The organism is Aeromonas sp. DNP9 (assembly GCF_001728955.1).
GTDB lineage: Bacteria > Pseudomonadota > Gammaproteobacteria > Enterobacterales > Aeromonadaceae > Aeromonas > Aeromonas veronii.
The window spans coordinates 64,709-91,091 of sequence record NZ_LYSQ01000002.1; the positions used below are offsets into that span (position 1 = coordinate 64,709).

Here is a 26,383-nt window from a genome sequence, read left to right on the forward strand (position 1 = left end):
TCGCAATTTAAGCCCTGATGCAGACTGTTTGCTCAGGGTTTAAACGCCTTGCTGCATTTTTCTCCAGCCAGCTGTGACCCACCAAGCGAATTTGGGATAAAGTCGTTGAAATGATTACGCTTTCGTTCGAGACTTGAGCGGCTTAATAACCGGATTCTCAATTGAAAATCACAAGATGAAATGGATCTTCACGCTTCGTGGGCTCAGGCCGCAGTTAATGCTGGCTTTTTTCATGTTGGGCATGGTGCCCTTTTTGGTCATCACCCTCTTCTTCCTATACAGCCACGGCAAGGATCTCACCACCCAGACCTCCAACCATCTGGTCTCCGTTCGTAATATCAAGAAGAGTCAGCTCGAGGATTACTTCAACAACCTCAAAGAGCAGATCATCAACTTCTCCCAGCAGGATTTTGCCGGCAACAGTATCGGCCGTTTCTATGGCTTTACCGGCGCCTTCGAGAAGTTGGGCACCACACCGCAGGAGGCCCGCAGCCGTGCCCAGGCCCGCTATCTGCCAGGCTCCTGGGATCAACTGCGCAAACCGGACAGTCAGGTGGAGATCGAACCCTCCATCACGGCGCTTATCCTCGCCGACGAGATGTATGGCCGGGTGCACCAGCGCTTTCATCGCGGCTATGCCGACATGGTGCGCAAGTCCAACTACAGCGACATCTTTCTGGTGGACCTCAACGGTGATGTGGTCTATTCGGTCACCAAGCACCCTAACTTTGCCACCAATCTGCTCTCAGGACCTTATCAGGGCAGTGGCTTGGGCCAGACCTTCGCCAAGATCAAACGCCGTCTTGATGGCGGCCAGAAGCCGCAGCAGATCTTCGAATTCACCGATTTTGGCCGCAACGAGCTGACCGGGCAGGTGGTCGCCTACATGGCGGCGCCCGTGATGCAGTACGACTATGTGCGCGGTGTGGTGATTTTCGAGCTGTTGCCGGACAAGCTCAACCAGATCATGGCGGAGCGGGAGGGGCTGGGCGAGACCGGCGAAACCATCCTGATCGGCCCTGACAAACGGATGCGCGCCGATGCCTGGCTGGCGCCGGAGTTCAGCGTCGAGAACAGCTTCAGCCCCAACTTCCGTCCACTGCAAACGCCCCTCATCACCAAGACGCTCTCCGGCGAGCAGGGGGTCGGGCTGTTCCACTCCTATCAGGATGACGAGGTGCTGGCCGCCTACACCCAGGTGAAGGTGTTCGATACCGAGTGGGCCTTTATCGCCGAGATCTCCACCCGGGAAGCCTATGCCCCCATCCGCCAGCTGGAAACTCTGGTGATTGTGCTGGGTGCGGGCTCGGTACTGCTGCTGATCCTCTTCTCCCGCTGGCTCTCCCACTCCATCACGGCGCCGCTGCGATCCCTGACCGAAGCAGCCGAGCAGGTGGCCGACGGCGCGCTGGATCACCCCATCGCCATCGAGCGCACCGGCGATGATATCGACCGGCTGGCCGAGGCGTTTCGCCATATGCAGCGCTCGGTGAAGGACAAGATCGAACTGATCGAACAGCAGACCCAGGAGCTGCAACAGCAGGTCAAGCTGACCCACAAGCAGAACCTCAGCCTGCAGCAGGCGGACAAACTCAAGGATGAACTGCTGGCCAACACCTCCCACGAGCTGCGCACCCCCATTCACGGCATCAAGGGGATGGCAGAGTCGATGCTCGCCAGCCAGCAGGATTTGACCGAAGGGCAGCAAAAGCAGCTCGGGCTCATCATCAAGAGTGCAGACGGCTTGGCCCGTCTGGTTGACGATCTGCTGGACTACCACCAGATGCGCTACGGCCAGCTGGAGATCCACTCCCAGCCCGTCTCATCAAAAGGGGTGATCCGGCTGGTACTGGATCTCTGCCAGCATCTGGTGCAGGCCAAACCCCTCACTCTGGTGGATATCAGCCCGGCCGAACTGCCGCCGGTGCTGGCCGACGAGCAGCGGCTCGAACAGGTGCTCTACAACCTGGTGGGTAACGCCATCAAGTACACGCCGCAGGGCAAGGTGGTGCTCAGTGCCATCGTCGAGAACAACTTCCTGCGCATCAAGGTCACCGATACCGGCATCGGCATCGCCCCCGACCATCTGGAACATATCTTCGAGCCGCTGGTGCAGATGAGCCCGGAGGTGAGCAAGCAGGGGGCTGGTCTTGGTCTCTCCATCACCCGCCAGCTGGTGCACCTGATGGGGGGCGAGCTGTTTGTCGAGAGCGAGCCGAGCGTTGGCTCTACCTTCGCCTTTACCCTGCCCCTTGCCACCGGCAAAGCGGCCAATCTGACTCTCGACAGCCGCCAGATCGAGCATCAGCTGGTGCGCCAGCAACCGCTGATCCTGCCGGACTGGGAGAGCGACGATCTGCCCCCTCCCCCCGAGGATGCTCCGCTCATTCTGGTGGTGGATGACGAGCCCATCAACCTGCACATCCTGCGCCATCTGCTGCAACCCTGCGGCTACCGCATCCTGCCCAGCAGTGACGGCCACGATGCGCTGGCCAAGCTGGCCGAGGAGCCGGTGGACCTCATCCTGCTCGATGTGATGATGCCGACCCTCTCCGGTTTTGACGTCTGCCGTCGCCTGCGCGAGCTGCACCCGAAAGATATGCTGCCGGTGCTGCTGCTCACCGCCCTCAACCAGCCCAAGGATATCGAGGAGGGCTTCGGGGCCGGTGCCAACGACTATCTGGTCAAACCCTTCTGCAAGGAGGAGCTGTTTGCCCGGGTCAAGGCATTGCTGGAGGCCAAGGCCGGACGCGCCTCGCTGGTAGAGAACCGGCTATTGAAGCAGGAGATCGAACATCGCCTCACCCTGCAGGATCGGCTGCATCAGGATCAGCAGCGGCTGCTGGCCCTGCTCGGCGAAGGGGCCGACCCCATGATCTTTATCGACGAGCAGGGCATAGTGCTGTTTGCCTCCCGGGTACTGGCGCGCCTGCTGGGACAAGAGCCGGAAGCCTTGGAGGGGCAGCCCCTCAATGAGTGGCTCGCCACCCCGCTGCAACAGCAGTGGCCCGATCTAGCCAGCGAGCGGGAACACAATCTGGAATTTTTGGTGGCCGGGCAAAAAGATGTGCTCAACGCCCGCGCCCTGCCCATCGCGCTCGGAGGACAGGCCGCTTTCGCCCTCACTCTGAGTACCGAGCTGCGTCAGGATGAGAACCGGGTAATGGCGCTGGAGAACGCCCTCAAGAACCTCTCGCGGCAAGCCATCATCGAAGATGAACAGCTACTGGGCGAGCTGAGCCGCCTGGGTGGCGAGTTCCGTTCTCTGGCCGACGACCTCATTCGCCAGCAGGATGACGAGCCGCTGCGCCGGGCGCTGGTAGAGACCATGCAGCTCACCCTGGATGCCTGGCAGCAGGGGACCGGCAAAGGCAAAATCGTGCTGGCGGAGAAGAGCAAGCTGTGGCGGGTCTATATGGACAGATCCAGCCCGCAGACCCGCACCCTCGACAAATACCTGAGTCTGGACACCCTGCCCAAGTCACCACGCTGGAAGACGGTGGTGGCCACCACCGAGTATGTGCTGGGCCACTGCCCGCTCAATGACCACCAGCGCCAGCAGTTGCAGCACAGCGCACAGACCCTGCGTCAACTCGCCAACCGCAAACCGTGACACGGCGCTCTAAACGGGCGCCGGATCACAATTGGCAATCTGGTTTCTTTTTATGCAAAACAAAGCCCCGCCCGCCCCTGAAACCGAGAGCAGATCCAATTCACAAATTTGTCATATACGCCATTTTCACAGCCACTTTTTACGCGAAAGCAAATAACGCAAGACAATGATTTTAAACAGATAAAAATCAATTTTGACGAGATTGACGTAACACCGTCAATTTTTACGAAAACAACGAAATCAATAGTTGTTGTTTTCCTGTTAATTCTGGTTTGCTTAGGGCGTTGGAAAACAGAACGACAAAGGTTAGACACCTGACCAACACAGAGGGCCGATTTCATCAGCATGCGAAACCGGTGCTCACACAAAACAAGGCGAACCCTCGGGAATGCCAAAAAATAAGAAAGGAAAACATATGCTTGCCAAAGTATCCAAAATCTCTACCGCTGTAATGCTGGGAACCATGATGCTTGCCGGTGCCGCCGGTAACGCCATGGCCGCAGAAAACAAAACCGTGCTGACCATGGTCGCACAGCAGGAAACCGCCTGGGTCAAGAACTTCAACCCCTTCCTGCAAGCGGGCTTGCTGCACACCACCCGTCACTTCATCTATGAACCGCTGGTGATCTTCAACGATATGCAAGGGGGCAAACCCGTCTATCGTCTGGCCACCAACTACGCGTTCAGCGATGACCTGAAATCCGTCACCTTCGATCTGCGTGACGGCGTGAAGTGGTCTGACGGCGAAGCCTTTGATGCCGATGACATCATCTTCTCCTTCAATCTGGTCAAGGCCAACAAGGCGCTGGATGAGCGCTCAATCTGGACCCAGATCAAGAGCGTCGAGAAGCTGGCCCCCAACAAGGTCAAATTCGACCTGACCGAGGTCAACACCAACGTGGTGAACGATCTGGTGCTGGTACCTATCGTGCCGGAGCATCAGTGGAAATCGGTGAAAGATCCGGTTGCCTTCACCAACGACAAGCCGGTTGGTACTGGCCCCTTCACCGAAGTGGACAACTTCTCTGCCCAGCTCTACACCCAGTGCCGCAACCCGCACTACTGGGATAACGCCAACCTCGCCATCGACTGTATCCGCATGCCGCAGATGGCCACCAACGACCAGGTGCTGGCGGCTGTCATGAAAGGTGACATCGACTGGTTCGGCTCCTTCGTGCCGGATATCGAGCGCCTCTACGTTGGCAACGATCCGAAGAACAACAAATACTGGTTCCCGGCCTCTGGTACCGTGGCGTTCAACGTCAACTTCCAGACCAAGAACCCGGGCAATAATGAAGCCTTCAACGACATCAACTTCCGCCGCGCCTTCTCCATGGCGATGGACCGCCAGTCCATGGTGGATATCGCGGGCTACGGCTACCCCACCGTCAACGAGTACCCGTCAGGTCTGGGCAAAGCCTTTGACTCCTGGAACAACCCGGAAGTGGACAAGAAGTACGGCAAGTACAACAAGTTCGATCTGGAAGGTGCCAAGGCCCTGCTGAAAGAGGCAGGCTACAAGGATTGTGACGGCGACAAGTTCCTCGACACCCCGAGCTGCAAAAAGATCGAGTTCAAGGTTCTGGTGCCGAACGGCTGGACCGACTGGGTCAACACAGTCCAGATCGGTGTAGAAGGGCTGCAGGCATTGGGCCTGAATGCCAAGACCGCTACCCCGGAAGCGACCGTCTGGACCGAGAACCTGATCACCGGTGACTTCGACGTCGCCCTGCAGGGTTACTTTGCCGGAGCCAACCCGCACAAGTACTTCGAGACTGCGTTCCACTCCCGCAACATGGGTGAGCGTGGCAACCGCTTCGCCGCGCCCCGTTACAAGGATCCCGAACTCGACAAGCTGATCGATGACTTCACCCAGACCGCCGATGCGGCCAAGCAGAAGGAGATCATGTTCGCCATCCAGGATCGTGTTGGTGCCAACCAAACCATCATTCCGGTCTTCAACAACCCGACCTGGTATGAGTACAGCACCAAGCGCTTCAACGGCTGGTTCAGTGCTGATAACCCGGTAGCCAAACCTCAGCTCCACCCGGACACCCCTGAGCGTCTGCTGCACGTGTTGTCCCTCAAGCCAAACAGCTAAACAATCCCGGCCCCCTGCAGGGGGCCATCTTCCCCGTTAATCCCCTTCTTGCCCGGCTTTGCCGGGGTTGGGGTAGCTATACCCGACGCGGGGCAGACTTGCAGTAAAAGGTACTATCATGGGATTCATACTGAGACGCTTTTCCTTCTACCTGGTTGCCTTTCTGGTAGCCGCCACCATCAACTTCCTGTTACCCCGTGCCATGCCAGGGGATCCTGTCTCCGTGATGTTTGCCCGCGCTGGCGCCATGATGGAACCCGCCGCCCTGGAAGCCCTCAAAGCCACCTTCGGCTTTGTCGACGGCCCCATCGGCACCCAGTTTCTCACCTATGTGAAGAGTGTCTTCACCTGGGATCTCGGCACCTCGGTGCGCTTCTACCCGCAGCAGGTCTCTGACGTGCTGGGCCGTGCCATCGGCTGGACCCTGTTTCTGGTCGGCACCTCCACCATCCTGAGCTTCTCCCTCGGTTCCATCGTCGGCATCTTTGCCGCCTGGTATCGCGGCGGCCGGATGGACAGCATTCTCTCCCCGCTCACCCTGGTGATGCAGGCCATTCCGCCTGTAGTGGTCTCCCTGCTCGCCCTGTTTCTGTTCGGGGTCAGCCTCGAGTGGCTGCCCATCGGCTACGCCTACAGCCCGGAGATCAAGGCTGACTGGGGCTGGGAGCACATCAAGAGCATCATGACCCACGCCATCATGCCGGTGCTGACCCTGGCCGTGGTGCAGGTGGGGGGCTTTCTCATCACCATGCGCAACAACATGATCAACCTGCTGGGCGAGGATTACATCACCATGGCCAAGGCCAAGGGGCTCTCCAGCAACCGGGTGATCTTCAACTACGGCGCCCGCAACGCCATTCTGCCCAGCGTCACCGCCCTCTCCATGGCGCTCGGCTTCGTTATCGGTGGCTCCCTCATCACCGAGGTGATCTTCAACTATCCCGGCCTGGGCCTGACCCTCTATCAGGGCATTCTGGCCCGCGACTACCCGCTCATTCAGGGGCAGCTGCTCATCATGACCATCACCATGCTCAGCTTCAACTTCCTGGCCGACGTGCTCTACGTCTTCCTGGATCCCCGTCTGCGTACAGGAGGCAAATAAGATGCGTATGCCGACCATTCTCAAGATCCTGCTGGGCAACAAGAAGGCTGCCTGTGGCCTCGCCATCGTGGTTGCCTTCGTACTGATGGCCATTTTTGCCCCCATTCTGGCCAGCAACGAGCCGACCAAGCGGGTAGCTCGCCCGCACCAGCCGCCCAGTGCCGAGTTCGTGATGGGGTCCACCCGCATGGGCCACGATATCTGGGCCCAGTTCACCAACGGCGCCCGTATTTCGCTGCTGGTGGGCTTCAGCGCAGGCCTGCTGGTCTGCACCCTGGCCGTCGCCATCGGCATCACCGCTGGTTACTTCGGGGGTCTGGTGGATGAGTGCCTCACCTTCCTGATGAACGTGGTGCTGGTGATCCCCAACCTCCCCTTGCTACTGGTACTGGCGAGCTTTATCGGGGAGGCGTCACCGGCGGTGATTGCCGTGATAATAGGGTTGACCTCCTGGGCCTATGGCGCGCGGGTCATCCGTGCCCAGACCCTGGCGCTGCGCGAGAAGGAGTTCGTCATCGCCGCCGAAGTGCTGGGCGAGCCAGCCTGGCGCATCATTCTGGTGGAGATCCTGCCCAACCTCATCTCCATCATCGGGGTGAGCTTTATCGGCTCCATCATCTACGCCATCGTTACCGAAGCGACCCTGGAGTTCCTGGGGCTTGGCGACCCGACCGTGGTGAGCTGGGGCATCATGCTCTACAACGCCCAGACCTCCAGCGCCATACTGGTCGGCGCCTGGTGGGAGATCCTGGCCCCCTGCTTTGCCATCGCCACCCTGGGTGCCGGTCTGGCCCTGCTCAACTTCGCCATCGACGAGATTGCCAACCCGCAGCTGCGCTCCCACAAAGGGCTGAGCCGCTGGAAGAAACTCGCGGCGCCGGTCACCACTCCGGTTGCCACTGCACAGGAGAAGACAGCATGAACAAGCATCCCCTGCTGTCAGTACGCAATCTTTGCGTCGACTACATCACCGAAAATGGCGACGTGCGCGCCGTCAACTCGGTGAGCTTCGATATCAGACAAGGCGAGATCTTCGGTCTCGCCGGTGAGTCGGGCTGCGGCAAATCCACCGTCGCCTTCTCGGTGGCCCGGCTGCACAAGCCGCCCGCCTATATCAGCGGTGGCGAGATCCTGTTCAAGGGGGAGAATATCCTCCACTACAACGACGAACGGTTGCGCTCCTACCGCTGGCAACAGGTGTCGGTAGTGTTCCAGTCCGCCATGAACGCCCTGAACCCGGTGCTGCGGATGGAGGAGCAGTTCTGCGACGTGCTGCTGGCCCACAACCCCGGCATGACTCGTTACGAGGCGATCAAGCGCGCCCAGGAGCTGCTCACCATCGTCGATATCCACCCGAGCCGGCTCAAGGACTACCCGCACCAGTTCTCCGGCGGCATGCGCCAGCGGCTGGTGATCGCCATCGCCATGGCGCTCAACCCCGAGCTCCTGATCATGGATGAGCCAACCACGGCGCTCGATGTGGTGGTACAGCGGGAGATCCTGCAGAAGGTCTATGCCCTGAAAGAGAAGTTCAACTTCTCCATTCTGTTCATCACCCACGACCTCTCCCTGATGGTGGAGTTCTGCGATCGCATCGGCATCATGTATGCCGGTGAACTGGTGGAGGTGGCTCCTTCCAAGGCGATCCTGACCGCGCCGCTGCACCCCTATACCAGAGGGCTCGGCAACTCCTTCCCGCCCCTGCACGGGCCGAAGAAGGTGCTGGAGGGGATCCCGGGCACACCACTCAACCTGCTGGAGGTGCCTGTCGGCTGCCGCTTTCAGGCCCGCTGCGGCAAGGTGCACGATCGCTGCCGTCAGGAGTACACCAAATTGGCCGAGATCCGCCCCGGGCAACAGACCGCCTGCCACCTCTATGAAGAGCAGGGGCTGCAACAAGATTCCGTGATCTATCTGGACAAGGCCGCTGGCTGTTAAGGATGTCTGTCATGCAAATCGCCAAAACCGATGCACCCATCATCGAAGTCCAGCACCTCTACAAGGACTTCCCCATCAACTCCAATGCCATCAAGAGTGGCAAGATGCGGGCACTCTCCGACATCACCTTCAACCTCCACCGGGGCCGCGCCCTGGCGGTGGTCGGGGAGTCGGGCTCCGGCAAGAGCACCATCGCCAAGATCATCGCCAAGATGTACAAGCTCAGTGCCGGGCGCATTCTCTATCGCGGCCACGATCTGGAGGAGTTCAACAAGGGCACCGCCCTGCTGGACTATCGCCAGAGCGTGCAGATGGTGTGGCAAGATCCGTTCGGTTCTCTCAACCCGACCCACACCATCTATCACCACATCGCCCGCCCCCTGCTGCTGCACAGCAAGGTGATCGACAATAAAGAGCTGCCCGACATGGTCTACGCCCTGCTGGAGAAGGTCGGCCTGACCCCCGCCAAGGCAACGGCGGCCAAGTATCCGCACCAGCTCTCCGGCGGCCAGCGCCAGCGGGTCAACATCGCCCGCAATCTGGCGGTGGAGGCGGAAGTGGTGCTGGCGGACGAGCCCACCTCCATGCTCGACGTCTCCATTCGCATCGGCATCCTCAACCTGATGGAGCAGATGAAGGATGAGCTTGGCGTCTCCATGCTCTACATCACCCACGACATCGCCACCGCTCGCTACGTGGCGGAAGATCTGGCGGTAATGTACGTGGGCCACATGGTGGAGTGGGGCGAGGTGGACGAGATCCTGCACCACCCGCAGCACCCCTACACCCAGCTGCTCATCTCGGCGGTGCCCGATCCGGAGAAAAGCATCCACGCCGAGCTGGAAGGAGGCCGCAAGGGGGAGATCCCGCTCTGGACGCCGGAGTCCTGCGGTTGCCCCTTTGCCGGGCGCTGCAATCAGGCAATGCCCCGCTGCAAGGAGGCGCTGCCCCCCATCACCAAGCTTGCCGACAACCACTTCGTGCGCTGCTACCTCTACGAGTGAGGGTGAGCCTTAGACCGGCCGGACAACCCTGTCCGGCCATGCCTCGATACGGGGCGGCCACAGCCCCGTGATGTGCCTCACCGCCCGTCGGTGAACCACAGGAGTAAGAAGTTGATGGAACTCTTGATCAATCAGGTGGGCTACGAGTGCGACGGACACAAGGTCGCCCTGTTGCAAACCTCCCCCGCCCCTGATCTCGGCGGCTATGTCAGGCTGCAACGCCTCGACGATGGCCAGATCCTGTTTGAAACCCCGCTGCAACCGGCTGGCAGCGTCCCAGGCTGGCAAGGCCGCGCTTACTGGCGTGCCGACTTCTCCGCCTTCAAGGAGCCCGGCCACTATCGGCTGGAGGCGATCACTGCCCAAGGCATTGTCCGCTCGACCCGCTTTGCCATCGGCCAGGATCTGCTGGCCAGCCGCTGCCTCTCGGACGTCATTCACTACTTCAAGGGGCAGCGCGCCAGCGGCACCTTCGATCGGGCCGACCGCAGCGCCCGCCTGTTTGGCACCGACCAGCACAAAGATGTGCACGGCGGCTGGTTCGATGCCAGCGGCGACATGAGCAAGTACCTGAGCCACCTCTCCTACGCCAACTACCTCAACCCCCAGCAGACCCCCATGGTGGTGTGGGCCCTGCTCAAGTGCCGCGAACTCTTGGCCCCGCGCCGCGATATCGACGAGGTGAACCTCTGCAAGCGGCTCAATGACGAGGCGCTGCACGGCGCCGATTTCCTCTGCCGGATGCAGGATGAGTCGGGCTTCTTCTTCATGACCCTGTTCGACAAGTGGAGCAAGGATCCCGCCCAGCGCGAGCTGTGCGCCTATGCCACCCAACAGGGGATCAAGTCCGCCAACTGGCAGGCCGGTTTTCGCCAAGGGGGCGGCATGGCCATCGCCGCACTGGCCCGCGCCGCCCGCGAGAGCGTCAGTGGCGACTTCGATGCCAGCCGCTACGCCGAGGCAGCCAAACGCGGCTACCTGCATCTGTGCGAACACAACCTTGCCTACCTCGATGACGGGGTCGAGAACATCATCGACGACTACTGCGCCCTGCTGGCGGCGGTGGAGCTGACCCGCACTTTCGGCAACGAGTGGCTCAATGAGGCAAGAGCCCGCGCCAGCAAGCTCTGTGCCCGCCAGCGCCCTCATCCTGAGCTGGGTCACTACTGGTCGGCCAACGAGGATGGCTCGCGCCCCTACTACCACGCCGCTGAGGCGGGTCTGCCGGTGCTGGCGCTGCTGGAATATCTGGGCGTAGAACCGGATCAGGAATACAAGGCTAGGGTACAAACCGTAGTGGAGCAGGCGCTGGCCGCCGAGCTGGCGCTCTGCGCCCGCGCGGGCAACCCCTTCTCCCTCGCCCGCCAATATGTGAAAGGGGTGGATGAAGCGCCGCGCGTCAGCTTCTTTATGCCCCACAACAACGAATCCGGTTACTGGTGGCAGGGGGAGAATGCCCGCCTCGCATCGTTGGCGACCATGGCCTTTGCTGGCGCCCGCCACTTCCCCCGCCAGAGCCAGCCGCTCATCACTTACGGTCAGCGCCAACTCGACTGGATCCTAGGGCAAAACCCCTTCAACGCCTGCATGCTGGCGGGCCACGGCATCAACAACCCCGCCTATACCGCCGGGTATCCCAATGCGCAGGGGGGTATCTGCAACGGCATCACCTCAGGGTTTGATGACGAAAATGAGGTGGCCTTTATTCCGGAGGAGTACAAGGATCGGCTGGATCAGAACTGGCGCTGGGGCGAGCAGTGGATCCCCCACGCTGCCTGGTTTGCTTTGGCTATCAGCTGGCAGAGTGCCCTGAGTCCTCGAAATGAGCAGGGAGAGCACCATGATTGAGATCGGCTCGAGCATCATTGGCATTGGGGAGAGTCGTGGATCCTCCATACAGCCAGCCTGGTTTGCCCTGGCTATCAGCTGGCAGAGTGCGCAGGGAAATGGAGGTCGACATGATTGAATACTGGGTCGGTGTCGATGGCGGGGGCACCCACACCCGCGCCCGCATTCGGGATCGGGCGGGCAAGCGGCTCGGAGAGGGGCGCGCGGCAGGATCCAATCTGGAGCTGGGCATCCCCCATGCCCACGCCAATGTGCTGGCTGCCATCGCCAGCGCCCGCCTTGCCGCCGGGCTCGGAATAGAGTGCGAACAGCAGATGGGGATCGGGCTGGCGCTCGCCTCCGCCGAGCTGGCCGACTGCTATCACGCCCTGCTCGAGATGCCCTTCCCCTTTGCCAGCGTCAGGCTCACCTCTGATGCCTTCGGCGCCTGCCTCGGCGCCTTTGGCGGCCGTGAGGGGGCCATTCTGATCGCAGGTACCGGCTCGGTGGGGCTGGTCTATCAGGAGGGGCAGATCCGCACCTGCTCCGGCCGCGGCTTCCCCATTTCAGACATAGGTAGCGGCGCCTGGCTGGGGCTGTGCGCCATCCAGCAATCCCTGCTCTGCCACGACGGCATTCTGCCCCCCAGCACCCTCGCCATCCGCCTGATGGACCGCTTCAAGCGGGATCAGGCCGAAGTGGTACGTTGGGCCACCCGCGCCATTCCGGCGGACTATGGCCACTTTGCCCCCTGGGTATTCGATGCCGCCAGCGATGGTGACGAGCTCGCCAATCAGCTGCTGGACGAAACCTGCGAACAGCTGCGGATCCTGCTGGAGGGGATGACCCAGCTGGGTGCCAGACAAATCGCCCTGCTGGGGGGGATTGGCACCCGCCTCGCTCCCCGTCTCGGCCAGCTCAACCTGATCCCCCCCCAGGCAGATGCGCTCGATGGCGCCATCCTGTTTGCCCAATCAGAGGATTTTCCATGTCTACACCCCTGATCCACACCCAGGTCGCCCGACGTGACGGCGAGGATGTCTGGTTCACCTTCACCCTCTCCCGCATGCCGGATACCAAGTGGAAGCTGCACTTCTGTCTGGCTCGCCACATCGACCCCGACTCCTTGCAAGGGGGCGAGCTGGAGCGCCAGAGCGGCAGCTACAAGGTGATTGTCCCGAACGCTGGCAGCTGCGAGCTGCGCTTTTGCTGCCGCCAGACCCCCATCAAGAAGCTCTCCGACATGCCGCAGGGCTTTTTCCTCAGCTTGCCGGAGGCGACCACGGGTGCCCAGCTGCTGCCGGTGACGCTGGCGGCTCAGGATCTCGGACTGGAGAACCCGCCGGTAACCCGCCCCGACCTGCCAGATGTCGAGCCCCTGCCCGGCATCGTGCCACAACCGGCCCATCTGGTACTGCTGGAGGGGAACTTCCGGCTGGCAGAGCGGGCTCATGTCAGCGCCCCCCGCGATGTGCCGAAATTGCTGGCCCACTTCAACGAACTCACATCGCTGGCGCTGGAGCAGGATCACGACGCTGAAATCCGGCTGACCGAGGCCAAGCTGGCCCCCGAAGCCTACCAGCTCACCATCACGCCGCAGGAGGTGGTAATTGCCGCCGCCGACGAAGCGGGCTGGCGTCATGGGCTCGTCACGCTGGCCCAGTGGTATCTGCAACATGGGGAGAGCCTGCCCTGCGTCACGCTGGAGGATGCCCCGCGCTTTGGCTTTCGCGGCATTTTTCTCGATTGCGCCCGCCACTTCCACACACCGGCCACCATCAAGCGCCTGCTCAAGCTGATGAGCCTCTACAAGTTCAACCGCTTCCACTGGCACCTGACCGATGACGAGGGGTGGCGACTCGAGATAAAGGCCTTCCCGGAGCTGACCGACGTGGGTGCCTGGCGCGGCCACGATCTGGCGATCGGCCCCCAGCTCAGCGGCGGTGCCGAACCTTATGGCGGCTACTACACCCAGAGCGAGGTGAAGGAGCTGGTGAGCTATGCCGGTGAGCTCGGCATCACTGTCATTCCCGAGATCGACATTCCGGGCCACTGCCACGCTGCCATCAAGGCGCTGCCCGAGCTGCTGATCGAAACGGCGGATCACTCCCGCTACCGCTCGGTCCAGCATTTCGATGACAACGTGCTCAACCCCGCCCTGCCCGGCACCTACCGCTTTCTGGAAGCGGTGCTGGACGAGGTGTGTGAGCTCTTTCTCGGCCCGCAGATCCACATGGGGGGTGACGAGGTGCCGACCGGGGTCTGGACCGACAGCCCCACCTGCCAGCAGCTAATGGTCGAGCAGGGCTACGCCGACTGCCGCGAGCTGCAGGGCCATCTGCTGCGCCACTGCCAGCGCTATCTGGCCGCCAGAGGCAAACAGATGATCGGCTGGGAGGAGATCCTGCATGGCGACAAGGTGAGCCGCAAAGCGGCCATCTGTGCCTGGACCAGCTTTCAGGCGGGGCTGGATGCTGCCGCGGCCGGTTATCCGGTGGTGATGGCGCCCGCCCAGTTCCTCTATCTGGACCTCGCCTGGAGCGCCGATATTCATGAACCCGGCCTCTATTGGGCGGGAACCCTCAATCTGGAGCAGGTTTATGCTTGCGATCCTGCCCCAGCCGATTTCCATGCCAACGATAACATCCTCGGGGTGCTGAGCCCCTTGTGGTCAGAATTGATCACCAGCCGTGATCGTCTCGACTACATGTTGTTCCCGCGTATGCTGGCCACGGCCGAGGTGGCCTGGAGCGATCCCGCCCACAAGGGGTGGGAGCACTTCGCCGCCCGCCTGCCGGGTCAGCTGCAGATCCTCGATCAGTTGCAGGTGCGCTACCGGATGCCACAGAGGTAATGTTGTCTCTACTTTGGCGGCCAATCGGTCGCCTTTTTACGATTAACCAACAAAACATCAACTTCCCCCTACCATTCATCCGCCATTATTGGCAAAATCCAGCCCCCAATGAAGCTGGTCTGCCTCCTGCTGGCGCGAGCCTGCGGCCACCTCCAGACCTGCCACAATAACAACGACAACATTATCAACAAGAACATCGGAGCGTATTCCTATGGCCCGCAGAGACGTCCATACCCTGGATAGCGAAGTGGAGTTTCCTGCCGACGTACAACTGGTCTCCACCACTGACCTGCGCGGGGTGATCACTTATGCCAATCCGGCTTTTTGCACCATCGCCGGCTATAACGCCGACGAGCTGGTCGGTCACAACCACAATCTGGTACGCCACCCCGACATGCCCAAGGCCGCCTTCGCCGATCTCTGGGCCCGCCTCAAGGAGGGCAAACCCTGGCGCGGTATGGTAAAAAACCGCTGCAAGGATGGCCGTTACTACTGGGTAGATGCCTATGTGACCCCCATCTATGAAGGCAACAGGATCAGCGGCTACCAGTCGGTACGCTGCAAGCCAGAGCCCCAATTCAAGCGCATCGCCGCTCAGACCTACCAAGCCCTGCTCAAGGCCGAGCGCGGCAACAGCAGCAACCTTCCCTCTCTTGCCAGAGTGCGCACCCCGGCCATTACCCTGCTGCTGCTCGGCCTGATGGGCTGGACCTTCGCCAGCCAAGGGGCCATGACCGTCCTGCTGATGCTGCTGCCCCTGTTGCTTATTGGCGGAGCCTACTGGCGCGAGCTCTTTGCCCTGCCCCACTATCTGCAGCAACTGGGCCGCGAATATGACAGTCTGACCCGGCTGGTCTACTCCGGTGACAACCCCGGCGCCATTGCCGATTTTCATATCAAGATGCTGCAGGCCCGCATCCGAACCGTGTTGGGGCGGATCAATGATGCCACGGCACCTCTGCAAACCCTGGCCATCAATCTGAAGCAGGCCTCTCATCAAGCCTGTCTCGATATCAACGAGCAAGATGCCCAGACCCAGCAGATGGCTACGGCTATGACTCAGATGGCCAACACAGCTCACGAAATCGCCCGCAACATTCAGGACTCCAACGGTCAGGTCAACGAAGCTCGCAATCGTTGTGAACAAACCAACCAGCAGTTGAACCAGACCGAGCAACAGATCGAACAGCTCGCCAAACAGGCAGAGCTGGCGTTCAACTCGGCGGTAGAGCTCGCCAGTGAATCCGAACGGATTGGCAGTGTCATGGGCGAGATCCAGGGCATCGCCGAGCAGACTAACCTGCTGGCCCTCAACGCGGCCATCGAAGCCGCTCGCGCCGGGGAGCAGGGCCGTGGTTTTGCGGTAGTCGCAGACGAGGTGCGTACTCTATCGACCCGCACCCACAAGGCGACCGAGCAGATCCTGGGCAGCATCAAGCAGATCCAGCACACTCTGGGACGCTGGAAGGGGATGATGCAGGAGAACCTGCAACAGACCCGCGCATGTGCCGAGATGACCCGCCAGGGCGCCAGCAGCCTCCATACCGTGCTGGCAGAGATAGAGCTGGTCACCGAACACTCCACCCAGATCGCCACCGCTGCAGAGCAGCAACAAGCGGTCGTGGAGGAGATCAGCCGCAGTATCCACCAGATCTCCGAGTACTCCCACGCCAACAGTCAGAAGATGCTGGATGTCGATCACTCCAGTCAGGCTCTGCTGGAACGGGCCAAGCAACTGAAGGGGCTTAGCCAGACCTTCGGCTGAATCATTGCCAGCCCCATGACAGAAGCGCCACAATGGCGCTTCTGTTGTTTTTGACGAATCGGGTCTATGAGCATTGAACCAAGTCCATCCCCATTGAACAAAACGGCCCGTATCGAAGCGATCATCGCCCTGATCCCGGCAGGCCGGGTGGTCAGCTATGGTCAGGTGGCCGATCTGGCGGGGCTGCCCGGACGGGCAAGACTGGTGGGCAAGGTGCTGCGGGAAACCGACAAGGTACTGCCCTGGCATCGGGTGCTGGGCGCAGCGGGCACCATCTCGTTACCGAAAGGATCGCCAGGCTTTGCCGAACAGACGGGACGCCTGCAGCAGGAGGGGGTCGTGGTGATCGGGGGGAGGGTCAGAATGAAGGAGTGGCAATGGCAGCCCGATCTGGCCGAGCTGCTTTTTCTACTGCCGTTTTGAGGGGATCACAGCCGGATCACTCCAGCGGCGCCAGGATCTCGTCGCTGCGCACCTGCACCGGTATGGTCTCATCCGCTCGCTGCAGCAGCACCAGCAGGCTCTGCCGGTCCACTTCCAGCACATAGGCCGCCCCTTCACGGGTCATGCAGCTCATGCCCGGCCGGATCTCGTTAATCTCCATCTCAACCTCCTTGTCTACTTCGCGATTGACGACAGCTGCACTCCTTGCAGCTGTCTCAGTATACCGCTATCCATAAGCAAAGAGGCCCCTTGTCGGGGCCTCTTTTCATCACGCTTTTTTAGCCTTTGGCAAACTCTCTTGCCAGGTACCGTTGTCGTAGTGAGCGGTCCAACCGGTCGCCTTGCCGTTGACCTCGCTCATCACGTACTGCTCCTTGGTCTTGCGACTGAAGCGCACGATGGCGGGGTTGCCGTCCGGATCGGTGAGCGGGGCACCGGCCAGATACTTGTGCTTGGCGGAGATGCGATCCTTGAAGCGCTTGAGCTCTTCCACCAGCGGCGCGCGGGTCTCGCGGGATTTGGGGAAGTTGCTGGCCGCCAGGAACAGACCGGCAGCCCCGTCGCGCAGCACAAAGTGAGCATCGGACTGGGTGCACTTGAGCTCCGGCAGCGGCACCGGATCCTCCTTCGGCGGCGCGATGTCGCCGTTTTTCAGGATCTTGCGGGTGTTCTTGCAGGTCTCGTTGGTGCAGCCCATGTACTTGCCGAAACGGCCGTTCTTGAGCTGCATCTCGGCTCCGCAACGGTCGCACTCGATGCTCGGCCCTTCGTAGCCCTTGAGCTTGAACTGGCCCTTCTCGATCTCGTAGCCATCGCAATCCGGGTTGCGACCACAGACGTGCAGCTTGCGACTGTCGTCGATGATGTAGGCATCCATCGCAGTGCCACAGACACCGCAGCGGTGCTTGGCGCGCAGCGCTTCGGTTTCCGCCTCTTCGCCGTCAGTGGCGGAGACAAACTCGTCGGCAGAGACCAGGTTGATGGTCTTCTTGCAGCGCTCTTTGGGCGGCAGAGCATAGCCGGAGCAACCAAGGAACACGCCGGTGGTGGCGGTACGAATACCCATCTTGCGGCCGCAATCCGGGCAGTCGATGTCGGTCATCACCATCTGGTTGGCACGCATGCCGCCCTCTTCGGGCGCCTTGTCGGCCTTCTCCAGCTCCTGGGTAAACTCGGCGTAGAAGGCGTCGAGCACCTTCTTCCACTCAAGACTCCCTTCGGCGATGCCATCGAGCTTGTCTTCCATCTTGGCCGTGAACTCGTAGTTCATCAGCTCGACGAAGTTCTCCACCAGGCGATCGGTGACGATCTCGCCCATCTTCTCGGCGAAGAAACGGCGGCTCTCGACCCGCACATATCCGCGATCAACGATGGTGGAGATGATGGATGCGTAGGTAGAGGGACGACCAATGCCGCGTTTTTCCAGCTCGCGCACCAGCGCGGCTTCGGTGAAACGGGCAGGCGGCTTGGTGAAGTGCTGGCGCGGATCCAGCTTGATCAGCTTCAGCACCTCGCCCACGGTCACCGCCGGCAGCTGACTATCTTCGCCCTTGCGACCCATCGGCGGCAGGGCCTTGGTCCAACCGGCGAAGCGCAGGGTACGGCCACGAGCCTTGAGCTCGAACTCACCCGCCTTGACGGTCAGGGTGGAGGAATCGTACTGAGCCGGGGTCATCTGGCAAGCAACGAACTGACGCCAGATGAGGTCGTACAGACGCATGGCATCCGGCTCCATCCCTTCCAGCATCTCGGCAGTCACCTGTACGTTGGAGGGACGGATCGCCTCGTGCGCTTCCTGAGCATTGGCCTTGGCGCCATACAGATTCGGCTCGGCAGGCAGATAGGCCGCGCCATACTGCTCGCCGATATATTCACGCACCGCCTCAACCGCCTCTTTGCTGAGGTTGGTGGAGTCGGTACGCATATAGGTGATGTAACCCGCTTCATAGAGACGCTGGGCCATCATCATGGTTTTCTTGACCCCGAAGCTCAGACGGGTAGAGGCCGCCTGCTGCAGGGTGGAGGTGATAAACGGCGCGGACGGTTTGGAGCCGGTCGGCTTGTCTTCCCGGTTCACCACCTTGTAGTCGACCCCTTTCAGGGCTGCGACAGCGGCGAAGGTCTCGGCCTGGGTCACCGGCTTGAAGTCGGCACCGTTGCGGCTGACCACTTCCATCCGCAGATCGCTCTTGTCGGCGGTCAGCAGGTCGGCATTGAGATCCCAGAACTCGACCGGAACGAACGCCTTGATTTCGCGCTCTTTATCGACGATGAGACGCACCGCGACAGACTGCACCCGACCGGCGGAGAGACCGCGGGCCAGCTTTTTCCACAGCAGCGGGGAGACCATGTAACCCACCACGCGGTCGAGGAAACGACGGGCCTGCTGGGCATTGACGCGGTCAATATTGAGTTCGGACGGCTGGGCGAACGCCTCCTTGATGGCGCTCTTGGTGATTTCGTTAAACACCACGCGCTTGTAGCGGCTGTCGTCGCCACCGATGATCTCGCGCAGGTGCCAGGCGATCGCCTCTCCTTCTCTATCCAAGTCGGTTGCGAGATAGATGGTGTCTGCCTTCTCGGCCAGACTTTGCAACTCGCTGACCACCTTCTCCTTGCCGGGCAAAATCTGGTAGTTAGCCTGCCAGCCAGCGGTCGGATTGATACCCATCCGGGCAAACAGGGCCTTGCGATCCTTGGCAGCCTTCTCGGATTCGCTCAACTTGATGCCGCGAATGACAGGTTTCTTGGGCTCGGTGCTGGCGCTGCCGCTGGTGGGCAGATCGCGAACATGACCAACGCTGGATTTCACCACGTAGTCCTTGCCCAGATATTTGTTGATCGTCTTGGCCTTGGCCGGAGACTCCACTATGACCAGTGATTTGCCCATGCTGTAACTATTATCCTCATTGCACCCGACGGGGTTGGTGTGCGGTTTTGTGGGGCTGTATAAGAGATTTGGCGCGAAAAAGCAATCTTGTGAGCAAATTTGCCTGACCAGCCCGAACCACACGGCTTCTTTTATTGCTTCTTTATTTATTAATGCGAAGGCAACAGGCCGGACGCAACCGCTTTTTCAATTTTCTGCCATACCGCCCCTCTTTTTATATCTGAAACGACATAAAAACGTCTGCTGGTTACCGGCTTGTTACAAAAACATAAAATCTCTTTATAATGGCCCAACCCCGACGCATTGTGCGCGGAAGGAACCGCTACCCATCATAAAAATCGAAAGGATGTACTCAATGAAGCACTTCGAGGTCAATTTCGACGGTCTGGTCGGCCCGACTCATAACTATGCCGGCCTCTCCTACGGCAACGTTGCCTCCCAGAGCAATGCCCTGGAGGCTTCCAATCCGAAAGAGGCCGCCAAACAGGGGTTGCGCAAGATGAAGGCGCTGACCGAACTTGGCATGACTCAGGGGGTACTGGCGCCACAAGAGCGCCCTGACCTCGCCACCCTGCGCCGCCTCGGCTTCACCGGCAATGATGCCCGAGTGCTGGAACAGGCCGCCAAGCAGGCTCCTGCCGTACTGGCTGCCTGCTATTCGGCCTCCAGCATGTGGACCGCCAATGCCGCCACCGTCTCTCCCAGTGCCGATACCCAGGATGGCCGCATTCACTTCACCCCCGCCAACCTGACCAACAAGTTTCACCGCTCCCTGGAGCCGGACGTCACGGGCCGCATCCTGCGCGCCGTGTTCAACAATGATCGCCACTTCAGCCACCACCTCCATCTGCCGGAGAATGACCACTTCGGCGACGAGGGGGCAGCCAACCACACCCGCCTCTGCCGCGCCTATGGCGAGGCGGGGGTCGAGCTGTTCGTCTATGGCCGCAGCGCCTTTGACTACTCCCGCCCGGCGCCGAAGCGCTACCCGGCCCGCCAGACCCTGGAGGCAAGCCAGGCCATCGCCCGCCTGCATGGCCTTGGCGAGGAGAGCGTGGTGTTTATTCAGCAAAACCCGGAGGTGATCGATCAGGGGGTATTCCATAACGATGTGATCGCGGTGGGCAACCAGAACGTGCTCTTCTTTCACCAACAAGCGTTCCTCAACACCGAAGCGGTGCTGACCGAAATCCGCGGCAAGTTTGGCGAAGGAGATTTGCACTTTATCGAAGTGCCAACCGCCGAGGTATCCGTGCTGGATGCGGTGAAATCCTACCTGTTCAACACCCAGATCCTCACCCTGCCGAGCGGCGAGATGGCCATCATCGCCCCCACCGAGTGCCGCGACAATCCGGCGGTCTCTGCCTATCTCGGCAAACTGCTGACACAAGCTACCCCGATCAAGGCGGTCCATTATATGGATGTGAAACAGAGCATGCGCAATGGTGGCGGCCCCGCCTGCCTGCGACTGCGGGTTGCCATGAACGATCAGGAACTCGCCGCGGTCAATCCGGCCTGCCTTATCAACGACAGCCAGTTTGCCCGCCTCGATGGCTGGGTCGATCGCCACTACCGTGACCGCCTGACCCTCGACGATCTGCGGGATCCGGCACTGGTGCAGGAGTCCCGCAGCGCACTGGACGAGCTGACCCAGATCCTGAAACTGGGTTCGGTCTACCCATTCCAGCGCTAGATGTGATGCCCGGCAAGACCGCCGACACTGGCGGTCTTCTGCTATCTGCCTGTCTTCAGCGCGATCGCCAACTTGCACAGATGCTGTTTTGTGCAGAAAAGCAGCGCACAACTTGCTGATAAGCTTGAATTTTGAGCTGGATGTATCAAAAAATCGACGAACAGTCATTTTTTACTGCCAGATGCCTCATCAAGGGGTTCACAAAGCCTCTGGATCTGATAGTATGCGCCTCGCACTTGGGGAGGGGTTCCCGAGCGGCCAAAGGGATCAGACTGTAAATCTGACGGCTCTGCCTTCGAAGGTTCGAATCCTTCTCCCTCCACCATTCAAGTGCAAAGTAGTGACAATCAGGAAATACCCCGTGGAGGGGTTCCCGAGCGGCCAAAGGGATCAGACTGTAAATCTGACGGCTCTGCCTTCGAAGGTTCGAATCCTTCTCCCTCCACCATTTCCCTGATTGCAATGGCTGAATACAATTTGCTTTGCCCCCTGTGGAGGGGTTCCCGAGCGGCCAAAGGGATCAGACTGTAAATCTGACGGCTCTGCCTTCGAAGGTTCGAATCCTTCTCCCTCCACCATCATTCAAGAAAACCCGGCCTCGCGCCGGGTTTTCGCTTTCTGCTATCCCCTCACACTTTTTCGGCATTGTCAGATCTGACAGTTGCAATTGCATCCCATCTTGCTCATCGTGGCATCATCGACATCAGAGTGTTCACATCATGTTTGAAGTCTGGGACGAGCATGGTCACGCCACCGGTCTGACACTGCAGGCGCTCAAAGTCAGAATCAGCAACGACTATCAGGGTGATCTGATGGTGCGCTACAGCAACAAGCTGGGACTCCCAACGACCCTCTTTCTGACCATTCATCAGGGCGTTGCCTATCAACGCTTCAAAGCGGGCTCGCCAAAACTGGATTGGGAATGGCTGGCCACCGCAGGCAATGGCCACAGCCCCCGCAATTTTATGAGCGAACAGTTCCCCGATTTTCAACTCGCACTGGATAATTGAAGATCAGCAACTATTGCTAACCCACCATCACAGATTACCCAAAAACTGATTTTCCATTCGCATGATATTCCTGCCAAATTGCATGATGACGTGGGGGCGAGTACAATCTCGCACCCCGAATATCCGGCGCATCTTCTTTAGATAACCCCGGATATGCCGTCATCGGGTCGCGCTGCATTGAGCCTCCTCTCGAAGGGCATCTTGCACCGCAACTCAACCACTACGATGCCATCAGGTGGCATCGTCCTGATTTGCAATCAGATATAAAGAGTCCGCCATGTTTAAACCAGAATTGCTCTCCCCCGCAGGTTCCCTCAAGAACATGCGTTACGCCTATGCCTATGGCGCCGATGCCGTCTATGCCGGTCAGCCCCGCTACAGCCTGCGGGTGCGCAACAACGAATTCGATCACGAAAACCTGCAGCTGGGCATCAACGAAGCCCATGCGCTGGGCAAGCAGTTCTATGTGGTGGCCAACATCCAGCCCCACAACTCCAAGCTCAAGACCTTTATCCGCGACATGCGCCCTGTGGTGGAGATGAAGCCGGATGCGCTGATCATGTCCGACCCCGGCCTTATCATGATGATGCGCGAAGCCTTCCCGGACATGCCCATTCATCTGTCGGTGCAGGCCAACGCGGTCAACTGGGCCACGGTGAAGTTCTGGCATCAGATGGGCCTGACCCGCGCCATCCTCTCCCGCGAGCTGTCGCTGGACGAGATCGAAGAGATCCGCATGCAGGTACCGGAGATGGAGCTGGAGGTGTTCGTCCACGGGGCGCTGTGCATGGCCTACTCCGGCCGCTGCCTGCTCTCTGGATACATCAACAAGCGTGACCCCAACCAGGGCACCTGCACCAACTCCTGCCGCTGGGAGTACAAGGTGCACGAAGGTAAAGAAGATGACGTGGGCCAGATCGTCCACCGTCAGGAGCCGATCAAAGTGCGTCCGGACAACACGCTAGGCCTTGGCAAGCCGACCGATGCGCTGGTGCTGCTGGAAGAGTCCAACCGCCCGGGCGAGTACATGAGCGCGTTCGAGGACGAGCACGGCACCTACATCATGAACTCCAAGGACTTGCGCGCCGTCGAGCACGTCGAGCGACTGACCAAGATGGGCGTTCATTCCCTGAAAATCGAAGGGCGCACCAAGTCTTTCTATTACTGCGCCCGTACCGCTCAGGTCTATCGCAAGGCCATCGACGATGCAGTGGCGGGTCGTCCGTTTGACCGCAGCCTGATGGGCACCCTCGAAAATCTGGCCCACCGCGGCTACACCGAGGGCTTCCTGCGCCGTCACAACCACAGCGAATACCAGAACTACGACTACGGCTACTCTGTCTCCGACACCCAGCAGTTTGTCGGCGAGATCACCGGTCGCAAAGGTGACATGGTCGAGGTCGAGGTGAAGAACAAGTTCCTGGTGGGCAACAACCTGGAGCTGATGACCCCGCAGGGCAACGTCCGTTTCAATCTGGAGCAGATGGAGAACCGCAAGGGGGAGCTTATCGATACCGCACCGGGCAACGGTCACGTGGTCTATGTGCCGGTCCCGAAAGATCTGGATGTGAACTACGGCATTTTGCTGCGCAATCTGGGCGATAGCCAGGATACCCGCAACCCGCACACGGCGGCCTGAGATGGCGTTGCTCATCACCGACAAGTGCATCAACTGTGACATGTGCGATCCAGAGTGCCCCAACCAGGCTATCAGCCTGGGTGAGGAGATCTACGAGATCGACCCCAGTCGCTGCACCGAGTGCGTCGGTCACTATGAGAAGCCGACCTGCATCAGTGTCTGCCCTATCGACTGCATCATCTGGGATCCCGCTCATGTGGAGACCGAAGATCAGCTGATGGAGAAGTTTGTGCGGATGCACAGGCAGTAAAACGAAAAAAAGGCCGAGCAATCGGCCTTTTTTGATCCTGCGTGCAGCGACTGGCCATCACTTTTCAACCAACCGGATCAGTTTGTCCAGCTCCCGCTGGGCTTCCAGCATCCGGGTCTGAGACTCCTCCAGCCTGGCCTGCCGCTTGGCAATCTTCTCCGGTTTGCCACTGACTCTCGCCTCCTGCAGCTCGAGCAGGCGCTCATCCACCTCGCCGCGCAGTTTGTTAACCCGCTCTTTCTGCTCCTTGAGCAGACCTTCATCAGTACAGTTGGCCTTGATATTGCGCGCTGCCTGTTCGAGCCCGGCAATCTGCCCGGCATTGTTGTGTGCTTTGGCAAACACCAGCTGGTCATTGACGGCCTGCAGACGGGCCTTGCAACCGACCGCCTCACTGCCAAAGGCCTGACCCGCCAATAGCAGCAAGCCGGCTCCCAATACTTTCCACATCTCGATTCATCCGGTCTTGTTTGCGAGCTGACCATAAAAACCTCGATCGACAGCAGGGTCAAGCAAGTGGGAAAAAGGTGCGACAGAAGTTGTGCGACATCACGCAATTGGCACCCTGTTGGTTCTACAATGGCGCTCTTTCCAATCGGGAGTCTGTTATGAATCAACAAATTGTGGTCATTGCCAACGGAGCACCCTATGGCAGCGAATCCCTGTTCAACGCCCTGCGTCTCGCTATCGCCCTCAACGAACAGGGGGGGGCCAGCCTGAAGCTGTTCCTGATGTCCGATGCGGTGAGCGCGGCGCTGGCCGGTCAGGCACCGGCCGAGGGGTACAACCTGCGCCAGATGCTGGAGATCCTGCTGGCTCAGGGCGTCACCATTCGCCTGTGCAAGACCTGCACCGATGCTCGTGGCATCACCGCCCTGCCACTGATCGAGGGGATTGAGGTCGGCACCCTGCCGATGCTGGCCCAGTGGACCCTGGCTGCCGACAAGGTGCTGACCTTCTAATCTCCCCCTCCGGATCTCTTGCCCCTTTAGCCTTCACCTGACCCTCCATGGCCCCCGCCACGCGGGGGCATTGCGTGCGCACCCGCCCAACTGACTACACTATCAATTGAGACTCTTTCTTGCTTGTCCCACCTCACGGACAGCACAACGCCCAGCCATAGAGCGAGGACGACGATGAATCCGACCGAACAGACTCTGCTTGAGCAGATGAGGATCACCGAATTCGAGATTGCTCATCGCAAGGAGTTATTGCTGCTCAATGAACAGGATGTGGCGCGGTTGGCAAGTTACTGCAGCAAGATAGAGCCACGGATCGATGCCCTGGTGGATCGCTTCTACCAGCAACAGACAGCCATCACCGAAATCGCCCTGCTGATCGGCGATGCCGACACCCTCATCCGGCTGCGCACCGCGCAACGGCGTTATGTGCTCGATCTCTTCAGCGGCCATTACGATCTGGAGTACGTCAACAACCGGCTGCGGATCGGGCTGGTTCACAAGCGGATCGGGGTCGAGCCGAAGCTCTATCTGGCCGCCATCAACACCCTCAAGGCCCTGCTTATCGAAGATATATTCGAGCAACTCCACGATGAACCGGAGCGCCTCGCCATGCTGGCGGCACTGGACAAACTCTTTCTGTTCGACATCACCCTGGTCTTCGAAACCTATATTCGCAGTCTGGTGTCGGAAATAGAGTCCTCCAGAGAGAAGTCGGAGAACTATGCCAAGAGTCTGGAGCAGAAAGTGCGCGAGCGTACCAGGCAGCTGGAGGAGCTGAACCGCACCGATGCCCTGACCGGATTGCTCAACGTTCGCCACCTCAACGAGCTGTTGCTGCTGAGCCTGCGCACCTGTCAGCGCCGTGCCGAACCCATGGCCATCGCCTATCTCGATATCGACAACTTCAAGCAAATCAACGATACCGAAGGTCACCAGCGCGGAGACGAGATCCTGCGCATCGTCGGCCACTGCATCCGTCAGGTCTTTCGCGCCGAAGACAGCTGCTTTCGTTATGGGGGAGATGAGTTCTGCCTGATCCTGCCCAACTGCAACGAGAGTCAGGCGCGGGATATCTATCTCAAACGATTGGTCAACACCGTCAAGGAGCAGCTGGGCGATCTCACCCTCAGTATCGGCATCGTGCAGACCGGGCCGGAGCACTACGACGACGGGCTAAACCTGATCCGGCTCGCCGACGAGAGGATGTACGCAGCCAAGAAGGCGCTCAAAGAGAAGACGCCGGGTAGCACGCACTGAACATTCAGCATCACAGATCCCCGCATTAACCGGG

The 26,383-nt window shown here is 60.1% G+C and carries 20 protein-coding genes and 3 tRNA genes; 20 read left to right on the forward strand and 3 right to left on the reverse strand.

Features of this window, described 5'->3' with window-relative positions:
* Positions 1–175: 175 nt before the first annotated feature.
* The 11 genes from A9G06_RS01370 to A9G06_RS01420 all read left to right on the forward strand — a co-directional run bounded on the left by A9G06_RS01370 (position 176) and on the right by A9G06_RS01420 (position 16,627).
* On the forward strand, positions 176–3,613 hold the full coding sequence (locus tag A9G06_RS01370) for an ATP-binding protein (RefSeq protein WP_069554042.1): 3,438 nt from the start codon (positions 176–178) through the stop codon (positions 3,611–3,613).
* A gap of 415 nt (positions 3,614–4,028) precedes the next feature.
* Positions 4,029–5,714 (forward strand): ABC transporter substrate-binding protein, encoded by a 1,686-nt coding sequence (locus tag A9G06_RS01375; protein ID WP_069554043.1) that lies wholly within the window; start codon positions 4,029–4,031, stop codon positions 5,712–5,714.
* A 118-nt stretch (positions 5,715–5,832) separates the two neighbouring features.
* Complete coding sequence (locus tag A9G06_RS01380; RefSeq protein WP_005334871.1) at positions 5,833–6,816, forward strand: ABC transporter permease; 984 nt, start codon at positions 5,833–5,835, stop codon at positions 6,814–6,816.
* A gap of 1 nt (position 6,817) precedes the next feature.
* A complete protein-coding gene (locus tag A9G06_RS01385) occupies positions 6,818–7,738 on the forward strand; it encodes an ABC transporter permease (RefSeq protein ID WP_064340888.1) in 921 nt (306 codons plus the stop codon).
* The gene (locus A9G06_RS01390; RefSeq protein ID WP_019446723.1) at positions 7,735–8,754 is read left to right on the forward strand and encodes an ABC transporter ATP-binding protein; all 1,020 of its coding nucleotides are present in this window, start codon (positions 7,735–7,737) and stop codon (positions 8,752–8,754) included. Before A9G06_RS01385 ends, A9G06_RS01390 begins: the two co-directional genes overlap by 4 nt.
* 11 nt (positions 8,755–8,765) lie before the next feature.
* Positions 8,766–9,758 carry an ABC transporter ATP-binding protein gene (locus A9G06_RS01395; RefSeq protein ID WP_069554044.1) on the forward strand — a complete coding sequence of 331 codons (993 nt, stop codon included), beginning with the start codon at positions 8,766–8,768 and terminating at the stop codon, positions 9,756–9,758.
* 114 nt (positions 9,759–9,872) lie between these two features.
* Positions 9,873–11,606, forward strand: a complete 1,734-nt coding sequence (locus tag A9G06_RS01400; RefSeq protein ID WP_069554045.1) for a glycoside hydrolase family 9 protein — start codon at positions 9,873–9,875, stop codon at positions 11,604–11,606.
* A gap of 110 nt (positions 11,607–11,716) precedes the next feature.
* Positions 11,717–12,589, forward strand: a complete 873-nt coding sequence (locus tag A9G06_RS01405; protein ID WP_069554046.1) for a BadF/BadG/BcrA/BcrD ATPase family protein — start codon at positions 11,717–11,719, stop codon at positions 12,587–12,589.
* Positions 12,574–14,439, forward strand: a complete 1,866-nt coding sequence (locus A9G06_RS01410) for a beta-N-acetylhexosaminidase (protein ID WP_069554047.1) — start codon at positions 12,574–12,576, stop codon at positions 14,437–14,439. Before A9G06_RS01405 ends, A9G06_RS01410 begins: the two co-directional genes overlap by 16 nt.
* 211 nt (positions 14,440–14,650) lie before the next feature.
* Positions 14,651–16,204 (forward strand): PAS domain-containing methyl-accepting chemotaxis protein, encoded by a 1,554-nt coding sequence (locus tag A9G06_RS01415; protein ID WP_069554048.1) that lies wholly within the window; start codon positions 14,651–14,653, stop codon positions 16,202–16,204.
* 66 nt (positions 16,205–16,270) lie between these two features.
* Positions 16,271–16,627 (forward strand): MGMT family protein, encoded by a 357-nt coding sequence (locus tag A9G06_RS01420; RefSeq protein ID WP_019446729.1) that lies wholly within the window; start codon positions 16,271–16,273, stop codon positions 16,625–16,627.
* Between the two features lie 16 nt (positions 16,628–16,643).
* Here A9G06_RS01420 and A9G06_RS22235 read toward each other — a convergent pair whose 3' ends face one another.
* Together A9G06_RS22235 and topA are read right to left on the reverse strand one after the other, a co-directional pair.
* Positions 16,644–16,808, reverse strand: coding sequence for a hypothetical protein (locus A9G06_RS22235; protein ID WP_005334891.1), 165 nt, complete (start codon positions 16,806–16,808; stop codon positions 16,644–16,646).
* Positions 16,809–16,916: 108 nt separating this feature from the next.
* Positions 16,917–19,538 (reverse strand): type I DNA topoisomerase, encoded by a 2,622-nt coding sequence (gene topA / locus A9G06_RS01425; RefSeq protein ID WP_069554049.1) that lies wholly within the window; start codon positions 19,536–19,538, stop codon positions 16,917–16,919.
* A 355-nt stretch (positions 19,539–19,893) separates the two neighbouring features.
* Here topA and astB point away from each other — a divergent pair, with 355 nt between their 5' ends.
* The 7 genes from astB (at position 19,894) to A9G06_RS01460 (ending at position 24,130) form a co-directional block, all read left to right on the forward strand.
* Complete coding sequence (gene astB, locus A9G06_RS01430) at positions 19,894–21,231, forward strand: N-succinylarginine dihydrolase (RefSeq protein ID WP_069554050.1); 1,338 nt, start codon at positions 19,894–19,896, stop codon at positions 21,229–21,231.
* Positions 21,232–21,471: 240 nt separating this feature from the next.
* Positions 21,472–21,556 (forward strand) — tRNA-Tyr (locus A9G06_RS01435).
* A gap of 38 nt (positions 21,557–21,594) precedes the next feature.
* A tRNA-Tyr gene (locus tag A9G06_RS01440) sits at positions 21,595–21,679 on the forward strand.
* A 45-nt stretch (positions 21,680–21,724) separates the two neighbouring features.
* Positions 21,725–21,809, forward strand: a tRNA-Tyr gene (locus tag A9G06_RS01445).
* A gap of 141 nt (positions 21,810–21,950) precedes the next feature.
* On the forward strand, positions 21,951–22,241 hold the full coding sequence (locus A9G06_RS01450; RefSeq protein ID WP_040069073.1) for a hypothetical protein: 291 nt from the start codon (positions 21,951–21,953) through the stop codon (positions 22,239–22,241).
* Positions 22,242–22,518: 277 nt separating this feature from the next.
* Positions 22,519–23,880: a tRNA 5-hydroxyuridine modification protein YegQ gene (gene yegQ / locus A9G06_RS01455; protein WP_005353849.1), complete on the forward strand. Its 1,362-nt coding sequence runs from the start codon at positions 22,519–22,521 to the stop codon at positions 23,878–23,880.
* A gap of 1 nt (position 23,881) precedes the next feature.
* Positions 23,882–24,130 (forward strand): YfhL family 4Fe-4S dicluster ferredoxin, encoded by a 249-nt coding sequence (locus tag A9G06_RS01460; RefSeq protein WP_005334896.1) that lies wholly within the window; start codon positions 23,882–23,884, stop codon positions 24,128–24,130.
* A 57-nt stretch (positions 24,131–24,187) separates the two neighbouring features.
* Here the strand turns inward: A9G06_RS01460 and A9G06_RS01465 are convergent, their stop codons facing one another.
* Positions 24,188–24,580: a DUF1090 domain-containing protein gene (locus tag A9G06_RS01465; protein ID WP_069554051.1), complete on the reverse strand. Its 393-nt coding sequence runs from the start codon at positions 24,578–24,580 to the stop codon at positions 24,188–24,190.
* Positions 24,581–24,738: 158 nt separating this feature from the next.
* Between A9G06_RS01465 and A9G06_RS01470 the strand changes: the two genes are divergently transcribed.
* The gene (locus A9G06_RS01470; RefSeq protein WP_005334901.1) at positions 24,739–25,092 is read left to right on the forward strand and encodes a DsrE/DsrF/TusD sulfur relay family protein; all 354 of its coding nucleotides are present in this window, start codon (positions 24,739–24,741) and stop codon (positions 25,090–25,092) included.
* Positions 25,093–25,266: 174 nt separating this feature from the next.
* Entirely contained in the window at positions 25,267–26,349 is a 1,083-nt protein-coding gene (locus A9G06_RS01475) for a protoglobin domain-containing protein (RefSeq protein WP_069554052.1), read from the forward strand.
* Positions 26,350–26,383 lie beyond the last annotated feature (34 nt).

What these genes read in the sequence shown, in the direction of transcription:
- A9G06_RS01465 (WP_069554051.1), bottom strand. Translation starts at nt 24,580, where the DNA reads ATGTGGAAAGTATTGGGAGCCGGCTTGCTGCTATTGGCGGGTCAGGCC.
- topA (WP_069554049.1), bottom strand. Translation starts at nt 19,538, where the DNA reads ATGGGCAAATCACTGGTCATAGTGGAGTCTCCGGCCAAGGCCAAGACG.
- A9G06_RS01395 (WP_069554044.1), top strand. Translation starts at nt 8,766, where the DNA reads ATGCAAATCGCCAAAACCGATGCACCCATCATCGAAGTCCAGCACCTC.
- A9G06_RS01400 (WP_069554045.1), top strand. Translation starts at nt 9,873, where the DNA reads ATGGAACTCTTGATCAATCAGGTGGGCTACGAGTGCGACGGACACAAG.
- A9G06_RS01470 (WP_005334901.1), top strand. Translation starts at nt 24,739, where the DNA reads ATGAATCAACAAATTGTGGTCATTGCCAACGGAGCACCCTATGGCAGC.
- A9G06_RS01405 (WP_069554046.1), top strand. Translation starts at nt 11,717, where the DNA reads ATGATTGAATACTGGGTCGGTGTCGATGGCGGGGGCACCCACACCCGC.
- A9G06_RS01380 (WP_005334871.1), top strand. Translation starts at nt 5,833, where the DNA reads ATGGGATTCATACTGAGACGCTTTTCCTTCTACCTGGTTGCCTTTCTG.
- yegQ (WP_005353849.1), top strand. Translation starts at nt 22,519, where the DNA reads ATGTTTAAACCAGAATTGCTCTCCCCCGCAGGTTCCCTCAAGAACATG.
- A9G06_RS01475 (WP_069554052.1), top strand. Translation starts at nt 25,267, where the DNA reads ATGAATCCGACCGAACAGACTCTGCTTGAGCAGATGAGGATCACCGAA.
- A9G06_RS01390 (WP_019446723.1), top strand. Translation starts at nt 7,735, where the DNA reads ATGAACAAGCATCCCCTGCTGTCAGTACGCAATCTTTGCGTCGACTAC.
- A9G06_RS01415 (WP_069554048.1), top strand. Translation starts at nt 14,651, where the DNA reads ATGGCCCGCAGAGACGTCCATACCCTGGATAGCGAAGTGGAGTTTCCT.
- A9G06_RS01370 (WP_069554042.1), top strand. Translation starts at nt 176, where the DNA reads ATGAAATGGATCTTCACGCTTCGTGGGCTCAGGCCGCAGTTAATGCTG.
- astB (WP_069554050.1), top strand. Translation starts at nt 19,894, where the DNA reads ATGAAGCACTTCGAGGTCAATTTCGACGGTCTGGTCGGCCCGACTCAT.
- A9G06_RS01460 (WP_005334896.1), top strand. Translation starts at nt 23,882, where the DNA reads ATGGCGTTGCTCATCACCGACAAGTGCATCAACTGTGACATGTGCGAT.
- A9G06_RS01385 (WP_064340888.1), top strand. Translation starts at nt 6,818, where the DNA reads ATGCGTATGCCGACCATTCTCAAGATCCTGCTGGGCAACAAGAAGGCT.
- A9G06_RS01375 (WP_069554043.1), top strand. Translation starts at nt 4,029, where the DNA reads ATGCTTGCCAAAGTATCCAAAATCTCTACCGCTGTAATGCTGGGAACC.
- A9G06_RS22235 (WP_005334891.1), bottom strand. Translation starts at nt 16,808, where the DNA reads ATGGAGATTAACGAGATCCGGCCGGGCATGAGCTGCATGACCCGTGAA.
- A9G06_RS01450 (WP_040069073.1), top strand. Translation starts at nt 21,951, where the DNA reads ATGTTTGAAGTCTGGGACGAGCATGGTCACGCCACCGGTCTGACACTG.
- A9G06_RS01420 (WP_019446729.1), top strand. Translation starts at nt 16,271, where the DNA reads ATGAGCATTGAACCAAGTCCATCCCCATTGAACAAAACGGCCCGTATC.
- A9G06_RS01410 (WP_069554047.1), top strand. Translation starts at nt 12,574, where the DNA reads ATGTCTACACCCCTGATCCACACCCAGGTCGCCCGACGTGACGGCGAG.